This window comes from Inquilinus sp. Marseille-Q2685 (genome assembly GCF_916619195.1).
Classification (GTDB): domain Bacteria; phylum Pseudomonadota; class Alphaproteobacteria; order DSM-16000; family Inquilinaceae; genus Inquilinus.
This window is the reverse complement of the sequence record NZ_CAKAKL010000001.1, coordinates 1,343,922-1,361,298: the sequence shown is the minus strand read 5'-3', so window position 1 is coordinate 1,361,298 and position 17,377 is coordinate 1,343,922. Positions and strand designations below refer to the sequence as shown.

17 protein-coding genes are annotated in these 17,377 nt (G+C 69.9%); 11 read left to right on the top strand and 6 right to left on the bottom strand.

The features are described 5' to 3' along the window. Positions 1 to 30 precede the first annotated feature (30 nt). Complete coding sequence (locus LG391_RS06470) at positions 31 to 945, bottom strand: LysR family transcriptional regulator (RefSeq protein ID WP_225767150.1); 915 nt, start codon at positions 943 to 945, stop codon at positions 31 to 33. Positions 946 to 1,036: 91 nt separating this feature from the next. Here LG391_RS06470 and LG391_RS06465 point away from each other — a divergent pair, with 91 nt between their 5' ends. The 8 genes from LG391_RS06465 to msrP all read left to right on the top strand — a co-directional run bounded on the left by LG391_RS06465 (position 1,037) and on the right by msrP (position 9,727). Further along, entirely contained in the window at positions 1,037 to 2,047 is a 1,011-nt protein-coding gene (locus LG391_RS06465) for an NAD(P)-dependent alcohol dehydrogenase (protein WP_225767149.1), read from the top strand. A 113-nt stretch (positions 2,048 to 2,160) separates the two neighbouring features. After that, a complete protein-coding gene (locus LG391_RS06460) occupies positions 2,161 to 3,051 on the top strand; it encodes a hypothetical protein (RefSeq protein WP_225767148.1) in 891 nt (296 codons plus the stop codon). Between the two features lie 132 nt (positions 3,052 to 3,183). Beyond that, the gene (locus LG391_RS06455; RefSeq protein ID WP_225767147.1) at positions 3,184 to 4,071 is read left to right on the top strand and encodes an N-acetylmuramic acid 6-phosphate etherase; all 888 of its coding nucleotides are present in this window, start codon (positions 3,184 to 3,186) and stop codon (positions 4,069 to 4,071) included. 66 nt (positions 4,072 to 4,137) lie between these two features. After that, positions 4,138 to 5,403 (top strand): ABC transporter substrate-binding protein, encoded by a 1,266-nt coding sequence (locus tag LG391_RS06450; RefSeq protein WP_225767146.1) that lies wholly within the window; start codon positions 4,138 to 4,140, stop codon positions 5,401 to 5,403. Between the two features lie 78 nt (positions 5,404 to 5,481). Then, entirely contained in the window at positions 5,482 to 6,444 is a 963-nt protein-coding gene (locus LG391_RS06445; protein WP_225767145.1) for a carbohydrate ABC transporter permease, read from the top strand. Between the two features lie 2 nt (positions 6,445 to 6,446). Then, a complete protein-coding gene (locus LG391_RS06440; RefSeq protein ID WP_225767144.1) occupies positions 6,447 to 7,289 on the top strand; it encodes a carbohydrate ABC transporter permease in 843 nt (280 codons plus the stop codon). A 122-nt stretch (positions 7,290 to 7,411) separates the two neighbouring features. Beyond that, entirely contained in the window at positions 7,412 to 8,614 is a 1,203-nt protein-coding gene (locus LG391_RS06435) for a pyridoxal phosphate-dependent aminotransferase (protein ID WP_225767143.1), read from the top strand. A gap of 141 nt (positions 8,615 to 8,755) precedes the next feature. Continuing rightward, positions 8,756 to 9,727 (top strand): protein-methionine-sulfoxide reductase catalytic subunit MsrP, encoded by a 972-nt coding sequence (gene msrP / locus LG391_RS06430; RefSeq protein WP_225767142.1) that lies wholly within the window; start codon positions 8,756 to 8,758, stop codon positions 9,725 to 9,727. A 724-nt stretch (positions 9,728 to 10,451) separates the two neighbouring features. On the opposite strand, the gene LG391_RS06425 is transcribed toward msrP, so the two are convergent. The 3 genes from LG391_RS06425 to LG391_RS06415 all read right to left on the bottom strand — a co-directional run bounded on the left by LG391_RS06425 (position 10,452) and on the right by LG391_RS06415 (position 13,667). Then, entirely contained in the window at positions 10,452 to 11,342 is an 891-nt protein-coding gene (locus LG391_RS06425; RefSeq protein ID WP_225767141.1) for a LysR family transcriptional regulator, read from the bottom strand. Positions 11,343 to 11,586: 244 nt separating this feature from the next. Continuing rightward, complete coding sequence (gene trxB / locus LG391_RS06420) at positions 11,587 to 12,603, bottom strand: thioredoxin-disulfide reductase (protein WP_225767140.1); 1,017 nt, start codon at positions 12,601 to 12,603, stop codon at positions 11,587 to 11,589. Positions 12,604 to 12,698: 95 nt separating this feature from the next. Then, on the bottom strand, positions 12,699 to 13,667 hold the full coding sequence (locus LG391_RS06415) for a mitochondrial fission ELM1 family protein (RefSeq protein WP_225767139.1): 969 nt from the start codon (positions 13,665 to 13,667) through the stop codon (positions 12,699 to 12,701). Positions 13,668 to 13,768: 101 nt separating this feature from the next. On the opposite strand from LG391_RS06415, the gene LG391_RS06410 reads away from it, so the two are divergent. Continuing rightward, entirely contained in the window at positions 13,769 to 14,269 is a 501-nt protein-coding gene (locus LG391_RS06410; RefSeq protein WP_225767138.1) for an Lrp/AsnC family transcriptional regulator, read from the top strand. 189 nt (positions 14,270 to 14,458) lie between these two features. Here the strand turns inward: LG391_RS06410 and LG391_RS06405 are convergent, their stop codons facing one another. Both LG391_RS06405 and LG391_RS06400 read right to left on the bottom strand, forming a co-directional pair. Continuing rightward, positions 14,459 to 15,409, bottom strand: a complete 951-nt coding sequence (locus LG391_RS06405; protein ID WP_225767137.1) for a LysR substrate-binding domain-containing protein — start codon at positions 15,407 to 15,409, stop codon at positions 14,459 to 14,461. Positions 15,410 to 15,465: 56 nt separating this feature from the next. Further along, positions 15,466 to 15,966: a hypothetical protein gene (locus tag LG391_RS06400; RefSeq protein ID WP_225767136.1), complete on the bottom strand. Its 501-nt coding sequence runs from the start codon at positions 15,964 to 15,966 to the stop codon at positions 15,466 to 15,468. 176 nt (positions 15,967 to 16,142) lie between these two features. Between LG391_RS06400 and hemH the strand changes: the two genes are divergently transcribed. Further along, a complete protein-coding gene (hemH, locus tag LG391_RS06395; protein ID WP_225767135.1) occupies positions 16,143 to 17,144 on the top strand; it encodes a ferrochelatase in 1,002 nt (333 codons plus the stop codon). Further along, entirely contained in the window at positions 17,144 to 17,326 is a 183-nt protein-coding gene (locus LG391_RS06390; RefSeq protein WP_225767134.1) for a hypothetical protein, read from the top strand. The genes hemH and LG391_RS06390 overlap by 1 nt, the downstream gene beginning before the upstream one ends. Positions 17,327 to 17,377: the final 51 nt, after the last annotated feature.

Below are 17,377 nucleotides of genomic sequence, written 5' to 3'. Positions count from 1 at the left end.
CGGTGTGGCAAGCTGAGGAAGTATCGGCCGTCACCCCGCCGCCATCGGCACCACCTCCGGCGCCAGCCGCTGCCGCAGTTCGTCCTCCAGATGATCGACCGCGCGGTCCAGCCGGCCGAGATGCGGCGCCCGCACCACGCTGATGGCGAAGTCGAAGCGGAAGCCGGGCAGGTCGATGCGGCGCAACTCGTCCCGCGCGGTGAAGGGGGCGCTGCGCCGCGCCGGCAGCACGCCGAGGCCGAAGCCGGAGCGGATCAGCGACTGCTGGATCGCCAGGTCGTGCACCTCGGCCGAGATCCGCAGCTCCAGCCCCTCCCGCGCGAACAGCGCCTCCAGCGCCGGCCGCACGTCGCAGGATTCGCGCGGGCTGACCACCCAGTCGCAGGCGGCCAGGTCGGCCAGCGACGGCCGGCGCGGCAGGGCCAGGCCGCGGGCGCCGACCACCACCAGCTTCTCCTGACCCACCACCCGGCCGGGATAGGGGGCGGCACTCTCCTGCAGCAGCACCACCGCGGCGTCCAGCCGGCCGCGGTCGAGATCGGCCAGCAGGGTGTGCGCCAGCCCGCCGGTCAGGCGCAGCGACAGGCGCGGCCAGCGCTGGCGCAGGCCGCGCAGCAGCGCCGTGAAATCCGCCTCGGCGAAGGCGTGCAGCACGCCGACGCCGAGCCGCAGATCCCCCTCCGGCTCGGCCGCCTCGCCGGCGCTGTCCTTGAGCTCCTGCACCGCCGCCAGGATGGCGCGGCAGCGCTCCAGAGCCGCCAGGCCGGCCGGGGTCAGCCGCGGCGGCTTCACCCGCCGGTCCAGCAGGGTGGTGCCGAGATGCTGCTCCAGCCGCTGAATCTGCCGGGTCACCGCCGGCTGGGTCAGGGGCAGCCGCTCCGCCACCCGCTGGATCGAGCCGGTCTCGGCCAGCAGCACGAAGGCACGCATCTCGTCCAACATCATGCCGCTCCGTCATGAAGTTTCTGAAAACAATGAATTTGAAGATTAGCGAAGGCCGGGCGATCTCTCCAGCGCAACATCCTGGAGCGAAGCGATGAAGGCATTCGTGATCGAAGAGGGCGAGGGCATCGACCGGCTGCGCCCGGTGGAGCGGCCGGTGCCGGAACCGCGGCGGGGCGAGGTGCTGCTGCGGATGCGCGCGGCCTCGCTGAACTACCGAGACCTGGAGATCGTGCGCGGCAACTACCATGCCGGCTTCGAGCTGCCGATGGTGCCGCTGTCCGACGGCGTCGGCGAGGTCGCGGCGGTGGGCGAGGGCGTCACCCGCGTCAAGCCCGGCGACCGGGTGGCCTCGACCTTCTGGCAGGGCTGGATCGCCGGCGATTTCGAGGGCATCGAGCGGGCGGTGCCGCTCGGCGGACCCGGTCCCGGCATGCTGGCGGAATATGCCGGGCTCGACGCCGAGGGCGTGGTCCCGGTGCCGGCGCACCTGACCGACGAGGAGGCGGCGACGCTGCCCTGCGCCGCCCTGACCGCCTGGACCTCTCTCGTGACTGAAGGCGGGATCAAGCCCGGCGACACCGTGCTGGTCCAGGGCACCGGCGGTGTCGCGGTGTTCGCCCTGCAATTCGCCGTCGCCGCGGGCGCCCGGGCGATCGTCACCTCCTCCAGCGACGAGAAGCTGCAGCGGGCGCGGGCGCTCGGCGCCGCCGGCACGGTGAACTACCGGACGACTCCGGGCTGGGATGCGGCGGTGCGCGACCTGACCGGCGGCCGCGGCGTCGACCATGTGATCGAGGTCGGCGGCCCCGGCACCTTCGCCCGCTCGCTGGCGGCGATCCGCATCGGCGGCCAGATCAATGTGATCGGCTATCTCGGCGGCAAGTCGGCGGAGATCAACCCGGTCGAGATCATGTTCCGCCGCGCCCGCATCCGCGGCATCCCGGTCGGCTCGCGCGACAGCTTCGAGGCGATGAACCGGGCCGTCGCCGCCACCGGGCTGCGGCCGGTGATCGACCGCAGCTTCCCCTGGACCGAGGCGCGCGAGGCCCTGCGACATCTGGAATCAGGCCGGCATTTCGGCAAGGTGGTGCTGGCGTTCTGAGCGGCCGGCCGCGCCCAGGCGGAAATTGTCACAATTCAAGGGGTTGGCAGACACAGCCGGATCCCTCCTCTGGGGGGGAAGCCCCCATCCCCCCAGGGAGAGACAGCCCGCCGATGCCGCGGACCTGCCACCCCTTTTTGCTGCGTGCCGCAGCCGCCGTCGCGCTGATCCCGACGGCGATGCCGGCCGCCCAGGCCCGGCCGGACGAGGATTTCGGCGCGGCCGCGGTGCCGCAATCGCCGATGCCGGGCTTCGTCTCCGGCGCCGGCGTGACCTTCGACATCCCCGCCGATGCCCTCCCGGTTCCGCGCCGGGACCGACCGGGCACGGGGCGCGGCTCGTCGCGGGTGTCGACCGCCTATGTCGGCCTCGATCCCGGCGTCTCCACGGTCACCGGGCAGCGCGACGTGACCGGCGCCGGCTCGGTCGGCGCGACGCTGCAGTCCCAGGCCCCCGGCTTCATCGTCAAGACCGGCGTCACCTTCGACATCCCGGCTGACCCCTATCCCGGCTTCGCCCAGCGCTGGGACCGGCTGGAGATGGCGCGGCGCACCGCCACCGGCAAGGCGCAGGCCAGCATCGGCCTGACCGAGCTGCCCTGGTTCGTGCCGTTCTGGCAGTCGGCCCGGATCGAGGCCAGCTTCGAGCCGCAATCGGGCGAAGGCACCGGGCAGCTGGCGGCGGTGCTGTCGCGCGCCTGGTCCTTCCTCGGCCTGTCGGGATCGTCGGAGGACCGCTACGCCGTGACCCGCGGCGGGCTGCTCGGCCCCGAGGCGCCGGTGACCAGCTGGGAGATCGACCGCAACGCCCGGCTGGAGCTGCCCTGGCACACCACCGCCCTGCTGGTCGGCAGCCAGTTCACCAGCACCGACCGGCACCTGACCGGCAGCGTCGGCGCCGAGCAGACGCTGCTCGGTCCGCTCAAGGCCAGCGCCTCGCTGGTCGACCTCGGCACCGACCAGCCGGGCGTCAAGTTCACCGCCGGCTTCTCCTTCAGCTGGTAGCGGCCGGTCCCGGCCGCGGCGCCGGTTGCCTCGAACCGTCCTTCCGGCGGGCCGGACAGGATCATCTTGCGCTGCGCGGGCAACTCTGAGAGAGTGGTCTAGACCACTCATCCAGGCCAGCGATCGAGACGCATGGGAACCGAGACCGCATCACGCCGCTTCAGGGGCATCGACGCCTGGGAGGATGCGGAGATCCTCGACGCGCTGCTCGAATCCCAGCTCGCCGCCGTCGCCTCGGTGCGGCCGGCCCTGCCGGCCCTGGCCGCCGCCGCCGCCGATGCGGCGCCGCGGCTGCGCCGCGGCGGCCGCCTGGTCTATGCCGGCGCCGGCACCTCCGGCCGGGTCGCGGCCCAGGACGGGTCGGAGCTGTTCCCGACCTTCGGCCACCCGCAGGACAAGCTGGCCTATCTGATCGCCGGCGGCGCCACGGCGCTGAGCCGGCCGGTGGAGAACGCCGAGGACGACGCCGACGCCGGCCGGTCCGAGGCCGCGGCCCTCCGGCTCGGCCCCGACGACGTGGTGATCGGCATCGCCGCCAGCGGCGGCACCCCCTACACCCGCGCCGTGCTGCAGGAGGCCGCCCGCGCCGGCGCGCTGACCATCGCCGTCGCCTCCAACCCCGGCGCGCCGATCTTCGGCGACGCCGCCCATGCCGTGCTGCTGGCGACGGGGGAGGAGCCGATCGCCGGCTCCACCCGGCTGAAGGCCGGCACGGCGCAGAAGGTGGCGCTCAACCTGTTCTCGACCCTGGTGATGACCCGGCTCGGCCATGTCTATGACGGGCTGATGGTCGACATGCAGCCGACCAACGCCAAGCTGAACGACCGCTCGGTGCGCATGCTGCGCGCCATCGTGCCGGTCGACGAGGCGGCGGCGCGGGCGGCGCTGGACGCGTCGGGGCAGAACGTCAAGCTGGCCGCCCTGGTGGCGCTGGGCGACAGCGCCGAGGACGGGCGCCGGCGCCTGGCCGCCGTCGGCGGCGATCTCCGCCGCGCCCTGGCGGCGAAGCAGGGTTCCTAGAGAGACAGCGGGCGGGCTGCCGCCCGCGGGCAACGGCGAAACGCCGAACAGAGGAGGCCATTGCACATGTCCCATTCGTTCCTGCGCGGCGCGTTCCTGGCCGGGGCGGCGCTCTTCGCCCTGGCGGGCCAGGCGGCCGCCGCCGATGTGACCCTGACCATCGAGAGCTGGCGCAACGACGACCTGAAGGTGTGGCAGGACACCATCATCCCGGCCTTCGAGAAGAGCCATCCGGGGATCAAGGTCGTGTTCTCGCCGTCGACGCCGACCGAGTACAACGCGGCCCTCAACGCCAAGCTCGAAGGCGGCACCGCGGGCGACCTGATCAGCTGCCGGCCGTTCGACGCCTCGCTGGCGCTGTTCCAGAAGGGCTACCTCACCCCGGTCACCGACCTGAAGGGCATGGACACCTTCTCCGAGGTCGCCAAGAGCGCCTGGATCACCGATGACGGCAAGACGCTGTTCTGCGTGCCGATGGCCTCGGTGATCCACGGCTTCCTCTACAACAAGGACATCTTCGACGCCGAAGGGCTGACCCCGCCGAAGACTGAGGCCGAGTTCTTCGCCCTGCTCGACAAGATCAAGGAGAAGGGCGAGGTGGCGCCGCTCGACATCGGCACCAAGGACCAGTGGGAGGCCGCGACGATGGGCTTCCAGAACATCGGTCCGAACCTGTGGAAGGGCGAGGAGGGCCGCAAGGCGCTGATCGCCGGCACGCAGAAGTTCACCGACAAGCCCTATGTCGAGGCGTTCGAGGAGCTGGCGAAGTGGAAGCCGTATCTGCCGGACGGCTATGAGGCCCAGGCCTATCCGGACAGTCAGAACCTGTTCACCCTCGGCCGCGCGGCGATCTACCCAGCCGGGTCCTGGGACATCGCGGTGTTCAACCAGCAGGCCGATTTCAAGATGGGCGCCTTCCCGCCGCCGGTCGAGAAGGCCGGCGACAAGTGCTACATCAGCGACCACACCGACATCGCCCTCGGCATGAACGCCAAGACGAAGAACCCGGAGGCCGCCAAGGCCTTCCTGGAATGGCTGGCGACGCCGGAATTCGCGGACATCTACTCGAACGCCCTGCCGGGCTTCTACTCGCTGTCGAACCACCCGGTCACGATCAAGGACCCGGTGGCGGCGGAGTTCGCGGCCTGGCGCAAGAGCTGCGAGTCGACCATCCGCAACTCGTACCAGATCCTGTCGCGCGGCACGCCGAACCTGGAGAACGAGCTGTGGAACGTCTCGGCCCAGGTGCTGAACGGCACCATGACCGCGCAGCAGGCGGCGGAGAGCATCCAGAAGGGGCTCGACTCCTGGTACAAGCCGGCCGCCAAGTAACGTGATCCCCGGCGCGGGACGCGCGGCCCGGCCGTCCCGGACCGCGCGGTCCCGCGCCCGTATCGATAGGCTGCTCCCATGGCCAGCACCCAGACCGCCGAGCTGCCCCGCGCCCAGATCGCGGGCCGCCGCGGCCGCTTTCCCTGGCACGTCGTCGTCTTCCTGGCGCCGGCGACGCTGATCTACACCGTGTTCATGATCTACCCGCTGCTTGACAGCCTGCGGCTCAGCCTGTTCACGCGGGACGAGGCGGGGGCGGAGAGCTTTGCCGGGCTGGCCAACTACGCGGCCCTGTTCTTCGACCCGCAATGGGCCGACCGGTTCTGGAACGCGCTCGGCAACAACGTGCTGTTCTTCGCCGTGCACATGCTGGTGCAGAACCCGATCGCGATCGGCCTGGCGGCGCTCTTGGCCCTGCCCAATCTGCGCTTCACCAACACCTACCGCACCCTGATGTTCACCCCGACGCTGCTGTCGGTGGTGATCATCGGCTTCATCTGGAAGCTGATCCTGTCGCCGACCTGGGGCGTCGCCAAGTCGATGCTGGGCACGGTCGGCCTCGGCTCGCTCTTCGCCCCCTGGCTGGGGCAGGAGGGCTCGGCCCTGTTCACCCTGGCCCTGGTCTCGGTCTGGCAGTGGGTGGGCATGCCGCTGCTGCTGACCTATGCCGCGCTGCTGAACATCCCGGAGAGCCTGACCGAGGCGGCGCGGGTCGACGGCGCCGGCCAGATGACGATCTTCTGGCGCATCAAGCTGCCGCTGATCTGGCCGACCATCGGCATGGTCACGATCCTGACCTTCGTCGGCAACTTCAACGCCTTCGACCTGATCTACGTCTCCCAGGGGGCGCTGGCCGGGCCGAACTTCGCGACCGACATCCTCGGCACCTTCTTCTACCGCACCTTCTTCGGCTTCCAGTTGCAGCTGGGCGATCCGACCATGGGGGCCGCGGTGGCGACGATCATGTTCCTGATCATCCTGGCCGGCGTCATGACCTATTTCTACCTGGTCCAGCGCCGCCTGCAGCGCTACGAGCTCTGACCATGGCCGCCAACCGTTCTCCCCGCATCTCGACCGCGGCCGTGCACGCGGTGCTGCTGGCCTACACCGTGATCGCGCTGTTCCCGATCGTCCTGGTGCTGTTCAACGCCTTCAAGTCGCGCAAGGCGATCTTCAGCCAGCCGCTGGCGCCGCCGATGTCCGACACCTTCAGCCTGATCGGCTTCGACACGGTGCTGACCCGGTCCGATTTCGGCCTGTATTTCGGCAACAGCCTAACGGTGACGCTGGCGACCCTGTTCCTGGTGGTGTTCCTCGGTGCCATGGCCGCCTGGGCCCTGTCGGAATACAGCTTCAAGGGCAACGCCGTGCTGGCGCTGTACCTCGCCGTCGGCATCATGATCCCGATCCGGCTCGGCACCGTCTCGATCCTGCGCCTGGTCGTGTCGCTCGACCTGATCAACACCCTGGCGGCGCTGATCCTGGTCTACACCGCGATGGGCCTGCCGCTGTCGATCTTCATCCTGTCGGAGTTCATGCGCCAGATCCCGAAGGAGCTGAAGGATTCCGCGCGCTGCGACGGCGTCGGCGAATACCGCATCTTCTTCCGCATCATCCTGCCGCTGGTGCGGCCGGCGCTGGCGACGGTGGCGGTGTTCACCATGGTGCCGATCTGGAACGACCTGTGGTTCCCGCTGATCCTGGCGCCGGGCGACAGCACCCGCACCATCACCCTCGGCGTGCAGCAATTCGTCGGCCAGTACGTCACCGACTGGAACGCGGTGCTGGCCTCGCTGACGCTGGCCATCATCCCGGTGCTGGTGCTCTACGCCTTCTTCTCCCGCCAGCTGATCGCCGGCCTGACCCAGGGCGCGGTGAAGGGATAGGGGCGGGCGGCATCCGCGCCCGGCGCGGGCGGGCTCCCGAATTTTCGCAACGCTCGCGGCTTGTCGCTGGGGCCGGGCCGGGTCTACCGTCCCCCGCTTCCAACTTTCCGGGATCCGGACCCATGGTCTTCCTCGCCGCCTCGCTCGCTCGCGTCAAGCCGTCCCCGACCATCGCCGTCACCACCAAGGCGGCCGAGTTGAAGGCCGCCGGCCGCGACGTCATCGGCCTCGGCGCCGGCGAGCCGGATTTCGACACGCCGGACAACATCAAGCAGGCGGCGATCGCGGCGATCCAGGCCGGCAAGACCAAATACACCGCGGTCGACGGCACGCCGGAGCTGAAGAAGGCCATCGCCGCCAAGTTCCTGCGCGAGAACGGCCTGAAATACGAGACCAGCCAGGTCACCGTCGGCACCGGCGGCAAGCAGGTGCTGTACAACGCGCTGCTGGCCACGCTGGACCCGGGCGACGAGGTGATCATCCCCGCCCCCTACTGGGTCAGCTACCCCGACATAGTGCTGCTGTGCGGCGGCACGCCGGTGCCGGTGGTCTGCCCGGCGGAGCAGGGCTTCAAGCTGCAGCCGGCCGATCTCGAGGCCGCGATCACGCCGAAGACCAAGTGGCTGATCCTGAACTCGCCGTCGAACCCGACCGGCGCCGCCTACAGCTTCGCCGAGATGAAGGCGCTGACCGACGTGCTGCTGCGCCACCCGCATGTGCATGTCCTGACCGACGACATGTACGAGCACCTGGTCTATGACGACTTCAAGTTCGTCACCCCGGCCCAGGTCGAGCCGAAGCTGTACGACCGCACCCTGACCCTGAACGGCGTGTCCAAGGCCTATTGCATGACCGGCTGGCGCATCGGCTACGCCGCCGGGCGGCCGGACCTGATCAAGGCCATCGCCAAGGTGCAGAGCCAGTCGACCTCCAACCCCTCCTCGATCAGCCAGGCCGCGGCGGTCGAGGCGCTGAACGGCCCGCAGGACTTCATCCCGCGCCACAACGTGGTGTTCCAGCAGCGCCGAGACCTGATCGTGTCGATGCTGAACCAGTCGGCCGGGCTGACCTGCCACCGGCCGGAGGGCGCCTTCTACGTCTTCCCGTCCTGCGAGGGGACGCTCGGCAAGAGGACCCCGGACGGCAAGGTGATCGAGACCGACGAGGATTTCGTCACCTATCTGCTGGAATCCGAGGGCGTGGCGGTGGTGCAGGGCTCGGCCTTCGGCCTGGCGCCCTTCTTCCGCATCTCCTATGCGACGGCCACCGAGGCGCTGCAGGACGCCGGCGAGCGCATCCAGCGCGCCTGCGCCGCGCTGCGCTGAGTTGAGCGAGAAGCGGCGCCGGGTGCGTCCCGGCGCCGCTGGCCGCTGCCGAAGGGCCGCCGTAACGTCGGCCTGTCCCGCCGCGAACTACAGGTGAGACCGCCTCGCGGTCGGATGGTTCGGGTCAAGGAGGACAGGCCGATGCTGATCAAGCGCAATCCGGGGTGGCGGATCCCCGAAAGCCGGGCGACGCCGGAATCGGTGTATCTGGACCGGCGGCGGCTGCTGCAGGCGATGGGCCTCGGCGCCGGCCTGCTGGCCACCGCCGGCGCGGCGCTGGAGCTGCGCCCGGCCCGGGCGGCGGATCCGGACCCGACCGCCGATCTCTACCCGGCCAGGCGCAACGACCGCTACGCGCTCGACCGGCCGCTGACGCCCGAGCAGGACGTCACCACCTACAACAACTTCTACGAGTTCGGCTCCGACAAGGACATCTGGGAGGCGGCGCAGGCGCTGAAGATCCGCCCCTGGACCGTCAGGTTCGAGGGCATGGTCGAACAGGAGCGGGAGGTCGACATCGACACCCTGATCCGCGCCATGCCGCTGGAGGAGCGGCTGTACCGGCACCGCTGTGTCGAGGCCTGGTCGATGGCGGTGCCCTGGACCGGCTTCCCGCTGAAGGCGCTGGTCGACTACGCCCGGCCGCTGTCCTCGGCGAAATATGTACGCATGCAAACATTCCAGGACGACGAGGCGCCGGGCTTCGGCCAGGTCTTCTACCCCTGGCCCTATGTCGAGGGCCTGACCATGGCCGAGGCGACCAACGAGCTCGCCTTCATGGTCACCGGCCTCTACGGCAAGCCGGTGCCGCGGCAGAACGGCGCGCCGCTGCGGCTGGTGACGCCGTGGAAATACGGCTTCAAATCGATCAAGAGCATCGTCCGCATCGCCTTCACCGACGAGCGGCCGGTCAGCTTCTGGGAGCAGCTGCAGAGCAGCGAGTACGGCTTCTGGGCCAATGTGAACCCGGAGGTGCCGCATCCGCGCTGGAGCCAGGCGATGGAGCGGGTGCTGGGCACCGGCGAGCGGGTGCCGACGCAGCTCTACAATGGCTACGGCGAATACGTCGCCGACCTCTACAAGGGGCTGCAGAACGAGCGCCTCTTCGCCTGACCGGCGCGGGCGTTCCCGGCAGGGGGGACGCCACCCCCTTTATGCGATGGGATCATGGCACCGGCCGCAGCCGGACCATGGTCCCGCGGCCGCGCCCCGGATTCTGCACAAAAAAAGGGCCGGAAACGCGTTCCGGCCCGAGTCAAACAGGGAGGCTTCACGTCTGGGAGACGCAAGGAGCCGGCAGTGCCGGACCCTTGTTCTGCTGCGCTGCAGCACGAACGCTCTTAAGATAGGCATTCTGTGAGCGATTGGTAACCAGTTTCTGCCATTGCTTTTATGCGCGCATTGCATAGCTCGCTGTGGCGCATGCAACCCCCAGGAAATCCGCCATTTTTCCGTGGGGTTTTGCACAGATTTCGGACATTTGCCGTCTTTTTCGCGGTTTCAAGGCCTGGAAATGCGGGTGGGGAGCCCTAAAGGCAGCCCGCGCGCTCCTCGCAGTGCCATTTTCCGGCAAGCCCGCAGACCCCAATCGCGCCTTCTCAAGCCGTCATGGCAGGAGGCGAAGCCGCTCTTTGCGTTCAGAGGAGGCCGTCCAGGGGCCGGTGCGAGCGGCCCTGGATGGCCACAGAGTGTCAGAGACCGTTTTGGAAATGCGCTGGCGTGAGTCGGCTGGCGGTGGTTTCGAGAACCGGAGCGCAGCGCACATTGGTGCGTGAGCACCGGAAGCGCTCGAGCCCGCCGTCAGACGGCCGCACCAGGTGCATTTACAAACGGTCTCTCAGAACTTGCTCTCGGCCACCTTGCGCACGAGGAAGTCGCGGAACACCGAGATGCGCTTGGAATGGCGCAGCTCCTCGGCATAGACGAAATAGGCCTCCGTGGTCGGGCCGGTCACCTCGGGCAGCACCCGCACCACGTTCAGGGTCGGGTCGACCATGAAGTCGGGCAGGGCGGCGAGGCCGAGGCCGCTGCGCACCGCGCGGTAGATGGCGTACTGGTTGTTGACCCGGAGCGCGATCTTGCGGCCGCCCGGCGGCGGGCTGCCGACATGGGCCAGCCAGTTGATGTCGGCGATCGGCCCGCGCGCATCCTCGCCGTAGATGATGATCGAATGCTTGTTCAGGTCGTCCAGCGTCTGCGGGATGCCGTTGCGCTTCAGGTAGTCGACCGACCCGAAGATGTGGATCTTCACCGTCATCAGGTGGCGCTGGATCAGGTCCGGCTGGCGCGGCGGCGTCATGCGGATCGCCACATCGGCCTCGCGCATGCCCAGGTCCAGCTCCTCGTCGTCGATCAGGACGGTCAGATCTATGTCCGGATAGGCGGTCAGGAACTCGCGCACCCGCGGCGTCAGCCAGGTCGAGCCGAAGGCGACGGTGGTGGTGATCTTCAGCGGGCCGCGAGCGTGGTCCTTGCTCTCGCTCAGCTGCGCCTCGGTCATCGACAGCTTGGCGAAGACCTCGCGCGCGGTGCGGAACAGCAGCTCGCCCTGCTCGGTCAGGATCAGGCCGCGGGCATGGCGGTGGAACAGCGGGACCTTGAGGCTCTCCTCCAGCGCGCTGATCTGGCGGCTGACCGCCGACTGGCTGAGGTTCAGCTTCTCGCCCGCATGGGTAAAGCTGCCCGCGTCAGCGACGGCGTGGAAAACGCGCAGCTTGTCCCAGTCCATTCTCCGGCACCCGTTCGTTTCTTGCGCGGGCGACAAGGGCGGGATGGTCGATATACCAGCGCTCGGCGTCGCGCCTGCGAATCACACTATATACACTATGAGGGGCACCCCCGATCCAACGCAAGCAAAGCTTGGGCCGGCCGGGAACAATATTTCATCCGGATTTCACCGATAGGGGGGACGGCCCCCCTATCGTCATCGTCCTTATGAAAGGGATGCCGGTGCCTCGCCCGCACGGGCGGGCTCAGCCCGCGGCTGCGGCGGGCTCGGCGACCGGGCGGGTGTCGCGGTCGGCGATCCGGGCCAGATGGCCGGTGCCGGCGTGCTCGGACAGGAAGCGCTCGGCCTCCAGCGCCGCCATGCAGCCCATGCCGGCCGCGGTCACCGCCTGGCGGTACACCCGGTCCTTGACGTCGCCGGCGGCGAACACGCCGGGCACGTCGGTCGCGGTCGAATCCGGCGCGGTCAGGATGTAGCCGTCGGCATCCATGCGGACATGGCCCTTGAACACCGCGGTCGCCGGGTCATGGCCGATGGCGACGAAGACGCCGTCGACCGGCAGCACGCGCTCGGCCCCGGTCTTCGTGTCCCGCAGCCGGGCGCCGGTCACGGCCTCGGGCGTGCCGCCTCCGACGATCTCCTCGACCGTGTGGTTCCACACCACCTCGATCTTGGGATGGGCGAACAGCCGGTCCTGCAGGATGCGCTCGGCGCGCAGCTGGTCGCGGCGGTGCACCAGCGTCACCTTGGTGGCGTGGTTGGTCAGGTACAGCGCCTCCTCGACCGCGGAGTTGCCGCCGCCGATCACCGCCACCTCCTTGCCGCGGAAGAAGAAGCCGTCGCAGGTGGCGCAGGCGGAGACGCCGCGGCCCTGGAACTGCTGCTCGCTGGGCAGGCCCAGCCAGCGCGCCTGGGCGCCGGTGGCGATGATCACCGAATCGGCCTCGTAGACCGTGCCGGAATCGGCGGTGCAGACGAAGGGCCGGCGCGAGAAGTCGACCTGGGTGATCAGGTCGAACTCGAGGCGCGTGCCGCAGTGCCGGGCCTGGGCCTCCATCTGCTCCATCAGCCAGGGGCCCTGGATCACGTCGGCGAAACCGGGATAGTTCTCGACATCGGTGGTGATGGTCAGCTGCCCGCCGGGCTGCAGCCCCTGCACCAGGATCGGCTCCAGATTGGCGCGCGCGGCATAGATCGCGGCGGTGTAGCCGGCCGGGCCGGAACCGATGATCAGGACCTTGGTGCGATGGGTGGCCGGCATGGGGCGACAATCCGCTCGAGGGGAAGTGTCATCGATAGATAGCCACCGCCGGCGGCCGGGGCAAGGCGACGCGGACCAGGGCTGCAGGCGAGGCGTCAGCCCGTGGCGAACAAAGCCCGCACCCGCTCCGCCGCCCGGGCGGTGTCGTCCAGCGGCGCGTAGGACCACTGCTCCAGCCGGCCGGCGAAGGGGCGGGTGATGCCCGCGGCCGCCAGCGCGTCGTGGAAGCGGCGGTGTTTCGGCGCCAGCTGCGCCCATTCGACGACATGCACCGGCTTGCCGGTGGTCGCCGCCTCCGAGGTCATGTTGATGCTGTCATGGGTGACGATCACGGCGTCGGCCAGGGCCAGGAAGCCGAAATAGGGGTTCGGGCCGGCGCCGTCCCAGATCCAGGCCGGCAGCCCCTCCAGCGCCCGGCGCAGCGCCGCCGCCTCGCCCTCCGGCGTGCGCCGGCTGGTGGTGACCATCAGCCCCGTCCCGCCGCGCGCCAGATCGGCCAACTGGCCGGCGAGTCGGGCGACCGCGCCTTCCGGCACCGCCACCGACTTGCTGCTGCCGCCGATCAGCACCGCGGCGCGTGGTCGCGGCAGGCCGCCCAGCACCGGCTCCCACTCCGCCGCCGCGGCGGCGAGGCGGGCCGGGGTGACGAGGTTCAAGGCGCCGCTGGTGGCGCAGACGTTGGATCCTTTCAGGCCGTCATGCCGGGGCGTGACGATCAGATCGAAACGCCGCGGGTTGACGCCGGGACGAAATATTTGCACAAGGCGCGTCCGATGACCGCTGGCCCGCTTCACCGCAAGGGCGGGATACACGCTCTGCCGGCCGGCTGCGATCAGCAGGTCGGGCCAGGGCGGCCCGTCCAGGCCGAAGCCGGCGGCGGGCCGAACGGGATCGAGAAGCCGATGCCAGCCTTGCCGTGCGCCGAGTCGGACCACCTCCGGGACGATGCCGAGCGCTTCCGCCAGGCCCAGGCATTGGTTCTCGTTCGCCGGACGGCCGTCCGACACCACCCACACCCGCAGGGAGCCGATGCCGCTCGTCCCCGCGCGCGCCGTCGCGCTCATCCTGCCAAACCCTCCCCGCGAAACAGGATTGCGCTTGCGCCCGGCGAAAGTCCGGCAATATCCTTGCGCGTAATCACGGAAGCCCTTTCATGAGAGAACCCATGCGCCGTGTGAAGCTCGACCGCATCGACCGCCGTATCCTCCGCGACCTCCAGGACGACGGTCGGATGACGAATGTCGAGCTGGCGCGCCGTGCCGGCATCTCCGCCCCGCCCTGCCTTCGCCGCGTCCGGGCGCTGGAGGAGGCACATTACATCCGCGGTTACCACGCCGACATCAACCCCGAGGCGCTGGGCTTCGGCGTCACCGTCTTCGCCCAGGTCGGTCTGACCAGCCAGGCCGAGGCCGATCTGCGCAAATTCGAGGATCTGGTCGGCAGCTGGCCGCTGGTCCGCGAATGCCACATGCTGGCCGGCGAGACCGACTTCCTCCTGAAGATCGTGGCCGAGGACTGGGACAGCTACCAGCGCTTCCTTACCACCCAGCTGACCTCGGCGCCGAACGTCAACCACGTCAAGTCGGCGCTCGCGATACGCACCGCCAAGCACCTGCCGGGCGTGCCGATCGACGTCGACGCCAAGGACCATCATCGCGAGGAGTGATCCGCGGCGCCGCCGCTCCCCCCTCACCCTCCCGCCGCCTTCGGCGTCGGCCCTCTCCCTCTCCCCGAGGAGAGGGGATTTTCACCTCTCCTCGGGGAGAGGTCGAAATCGCGACAGCGATTTCGGGTGAGGGGGCGGCTCCGACCCATCCGGTCAGCTGCGCATTGAAAGTTCCAACGGGGGCCGGCCTCACGCCGTGCCCCCGTTTTTCATGGGCCCACCCTCCGCCGCCACCCTTGTGCCGGGCGGCGGGTGGTCGAGCAGGACGCGGCGCAGCGACTCGAACTGCTCGGCCCGCGGGTCGCTCTGGCGCCAGGCCAGGCCGACCATGCGGCCCGGCGCCGTGCCGTCGAAGCCGGCATAGCTGACCAGGCCGCCGACGCTGGCCTCACCCAGCGTCGCCAGCCGCGGGAACAGGCTGTAGCCGGCGCCGGCCGCGATCATCTGGCGCAAGGTCTCCAGGCTGGTGCTGTGGCGCTTGCCGCCGGCGCCCAGCGTGCCGCAGACCTCCAGCGCCTGGTCGCGCAGGCAGTGCCCGTCCTCCAGCAGCAGCAGACCGTCGCGCGGCAGCTCGGCGACCCGTGCGGCGCCGTCGGCCGCCACCGGCCGGTCGGCCGGCTGGGCCAGCACGAAGGGCTCGAAGAACAGCGGCGCCGTCGCGATCTGCGGGTCGGCCACCGGCAGCGACAGGAACACCAGGTCCAGCGCGCCGTGCCGCAGCGCCTCGACCAGCTGGTAGGTGCGGCCCTCGTGCAGCACCAGCTCCAGCTTCGGGAAGGCCCGGCGCAGCGGCCGCAGCATGTGCGGGAACAGGTAGGGGCCCAGCGTCTCGATCGCGCCCACCGCCAGCGGGCCGGACAGCGGCGCATCCAGCTCCTGGGCCAGCGCCATCAGCCGCCGCGCCTCCAGCAGCACGCGGCGGGCCTGCGCGAGGATGACCTCGCCCTTGGCCGTCACCAGCACCGTCTTCGGCCCGCGCTCGAACACCGCCAGCCCCAGAGTCTCCTCCAGCTTGCGGATCTGCATGCTCAGCGCCGGCTGGCTGACGCCGCAGCGCTCCGCCGCCTGGCCGAAATGGCGCAGCTCGGCCACGGCGACGAGATATTCGAGATCGCGGAGGGAGAGGCCGGAGAGGGTCATGCCGAAAAGATAGGATAAGGCCTGTGTATTTCCCAGCGAGGATCAATCAGTGATGTTTATCGTCCGCCAAGCTTGCCGGCTTGTCCGGCGCGTTCGGCGATCGCGGCGTGCACGGCCTCGAAGCTGGCCCGGTCGGGGAGCATCTTCTCCATGATGTTGAGCGCACCGCCACGGTGCCGGACCAGCAGCATGCGCTGCCCGGAAATCGTCCGCAGTCGGATCTCGCTGATGTCGGAGATCGAAACGACGATCGGCGCGCTGGCCCAGAGATAGCTCGGCGCCGACAGCTCGGAGTCGGACACCTGCAGCGACCGTTGGCTGAACAACCCCACGGCGATGCTGAACAGGCCCGCCGCCACGAACGCGGCAGAGAGCCCGGCAAGGACCCAATAGAAGGTCCGGGCCCCGCCCGCCGAGAGCTCCACCAAGCCGTTCAGCACAACTCCGTGGTCGGCGGTGGCGGCCTTGCTCCCGAGAACCGCGGCACAGACCGCAAAGAACAGGGTGGCGAGCACCATTAGCCCTATTCTCGGCTTGTACGGGTAGCTCAGCGGCATCGAAGCTCGCTCCATCGGCAGAGCTCGATCGTATCATCGCGGCGCCGGGCGGCCGGAGACGAAAAGCGGCTGCTGCCGCGAGGCGCGATAAGATTTCTCTATCTTTAGAATAGTTCTAATCGATTGGATCTTATCGAAGCGGTGCGAGAGGCTCGGGCCAGCCACAGGAGCCAGCCATGCCGCCTTTGCCCGTCCTCGTCGCCCGCCGCCGGATCGCCCTGGTGCTGCTGCAGATCGGCGGCCCGGACCGGCTCGAGGCCGTCGGCCCGTTCCTGCGCAACTTCTTCTCCGACCCCGAGATCATCCGCCTGCCGCGCCTGCCGCGGGCGGTGGTGGCGCGGCTGATTGCCCGGCGCCGCACGCCGGTCGCGACCGAAATCTACCGACAGCTCGGCGGCGCCTCGCCGATCCTGGCCCAGACCCGGGCGCAGGGCCGGGCGGTGGCGGCGCGCCTCGGGGACCTCGGCGAGGTCCGGTCCTTCGTGGCGATGCGCTATTGGCACCCCTTCGCGGCCGAGACGGCGGCGCAGCTGCGGGCGTGGCGGCCGGACGAGATCGTGCTGCTGCCGCTGTATCCGCAATATTCGACCACCACCACCCGGTCGGCCCTGACCGACTGGGCCGCGGCCGCCCGCGCCGCCGGCCTGTCCGCCCCGACCTGGGCGGTCGAGGCGGCGCCGGCGGAGCCCGGCTTCATCGCCGCCCAGGCCGACCTGATCCGGCGCGCCTGGCCGGCCGCTGGCGGGCTGCACCGGCTGCTGTTCACCGCCCATGGCCTGCCGCTGCCGATCGTCCAGGCCGGCGACCCGTATCCCGGCCAGGTCCGCGCCTCGGCCGAGGCGGTGGTGGCGGCGCTCGGCATTCCCGGCCTCGACTGGCGCATCGCCTTCCAGAGCCGGGTGACGCCGCAGGAATGGCTGAAGCCGGACACGGAGGAGGAGGTGAAGCAGGCCGGGCGCGACGGCGTCGGCCTGGTGCTGGTGCCGATCGCCTTCGTGTCCGAGCATTCCGAGACACTGGTCGAGCTTGATCGCGAATACCGGGCCGTGGCCGGAGCATCCGGCGTGCCGTCCTTCGTCCGCGTCCCGACCGTCGGCGTGCACCCGGCCTATGTCGCCGGCTTGGCGGCCCAGGTACGGCAAGCCCTCGGCGCCGGGCCGATGCGGAGGGCGGCCTGATGCGTCCTTCCCTGAACGCGCTGCTCGCCGATCTCGCCCGCCACGGCGCCAGCCTCACCCTCGAGAACGGCCGCGTCGGCGTGCAGGGCGACCTGCCGCCGGAGCTGCTGCTGCGGCTGCACCGGCATCGCCGCGACCTGCTGCCCCTGGTCGAACGCGGCGTTCACTTATCGCGCCGATAAGAACGATCGATTTCCCTGATCGAAGCGCAACGGCGACCCTCTCCCCACGGC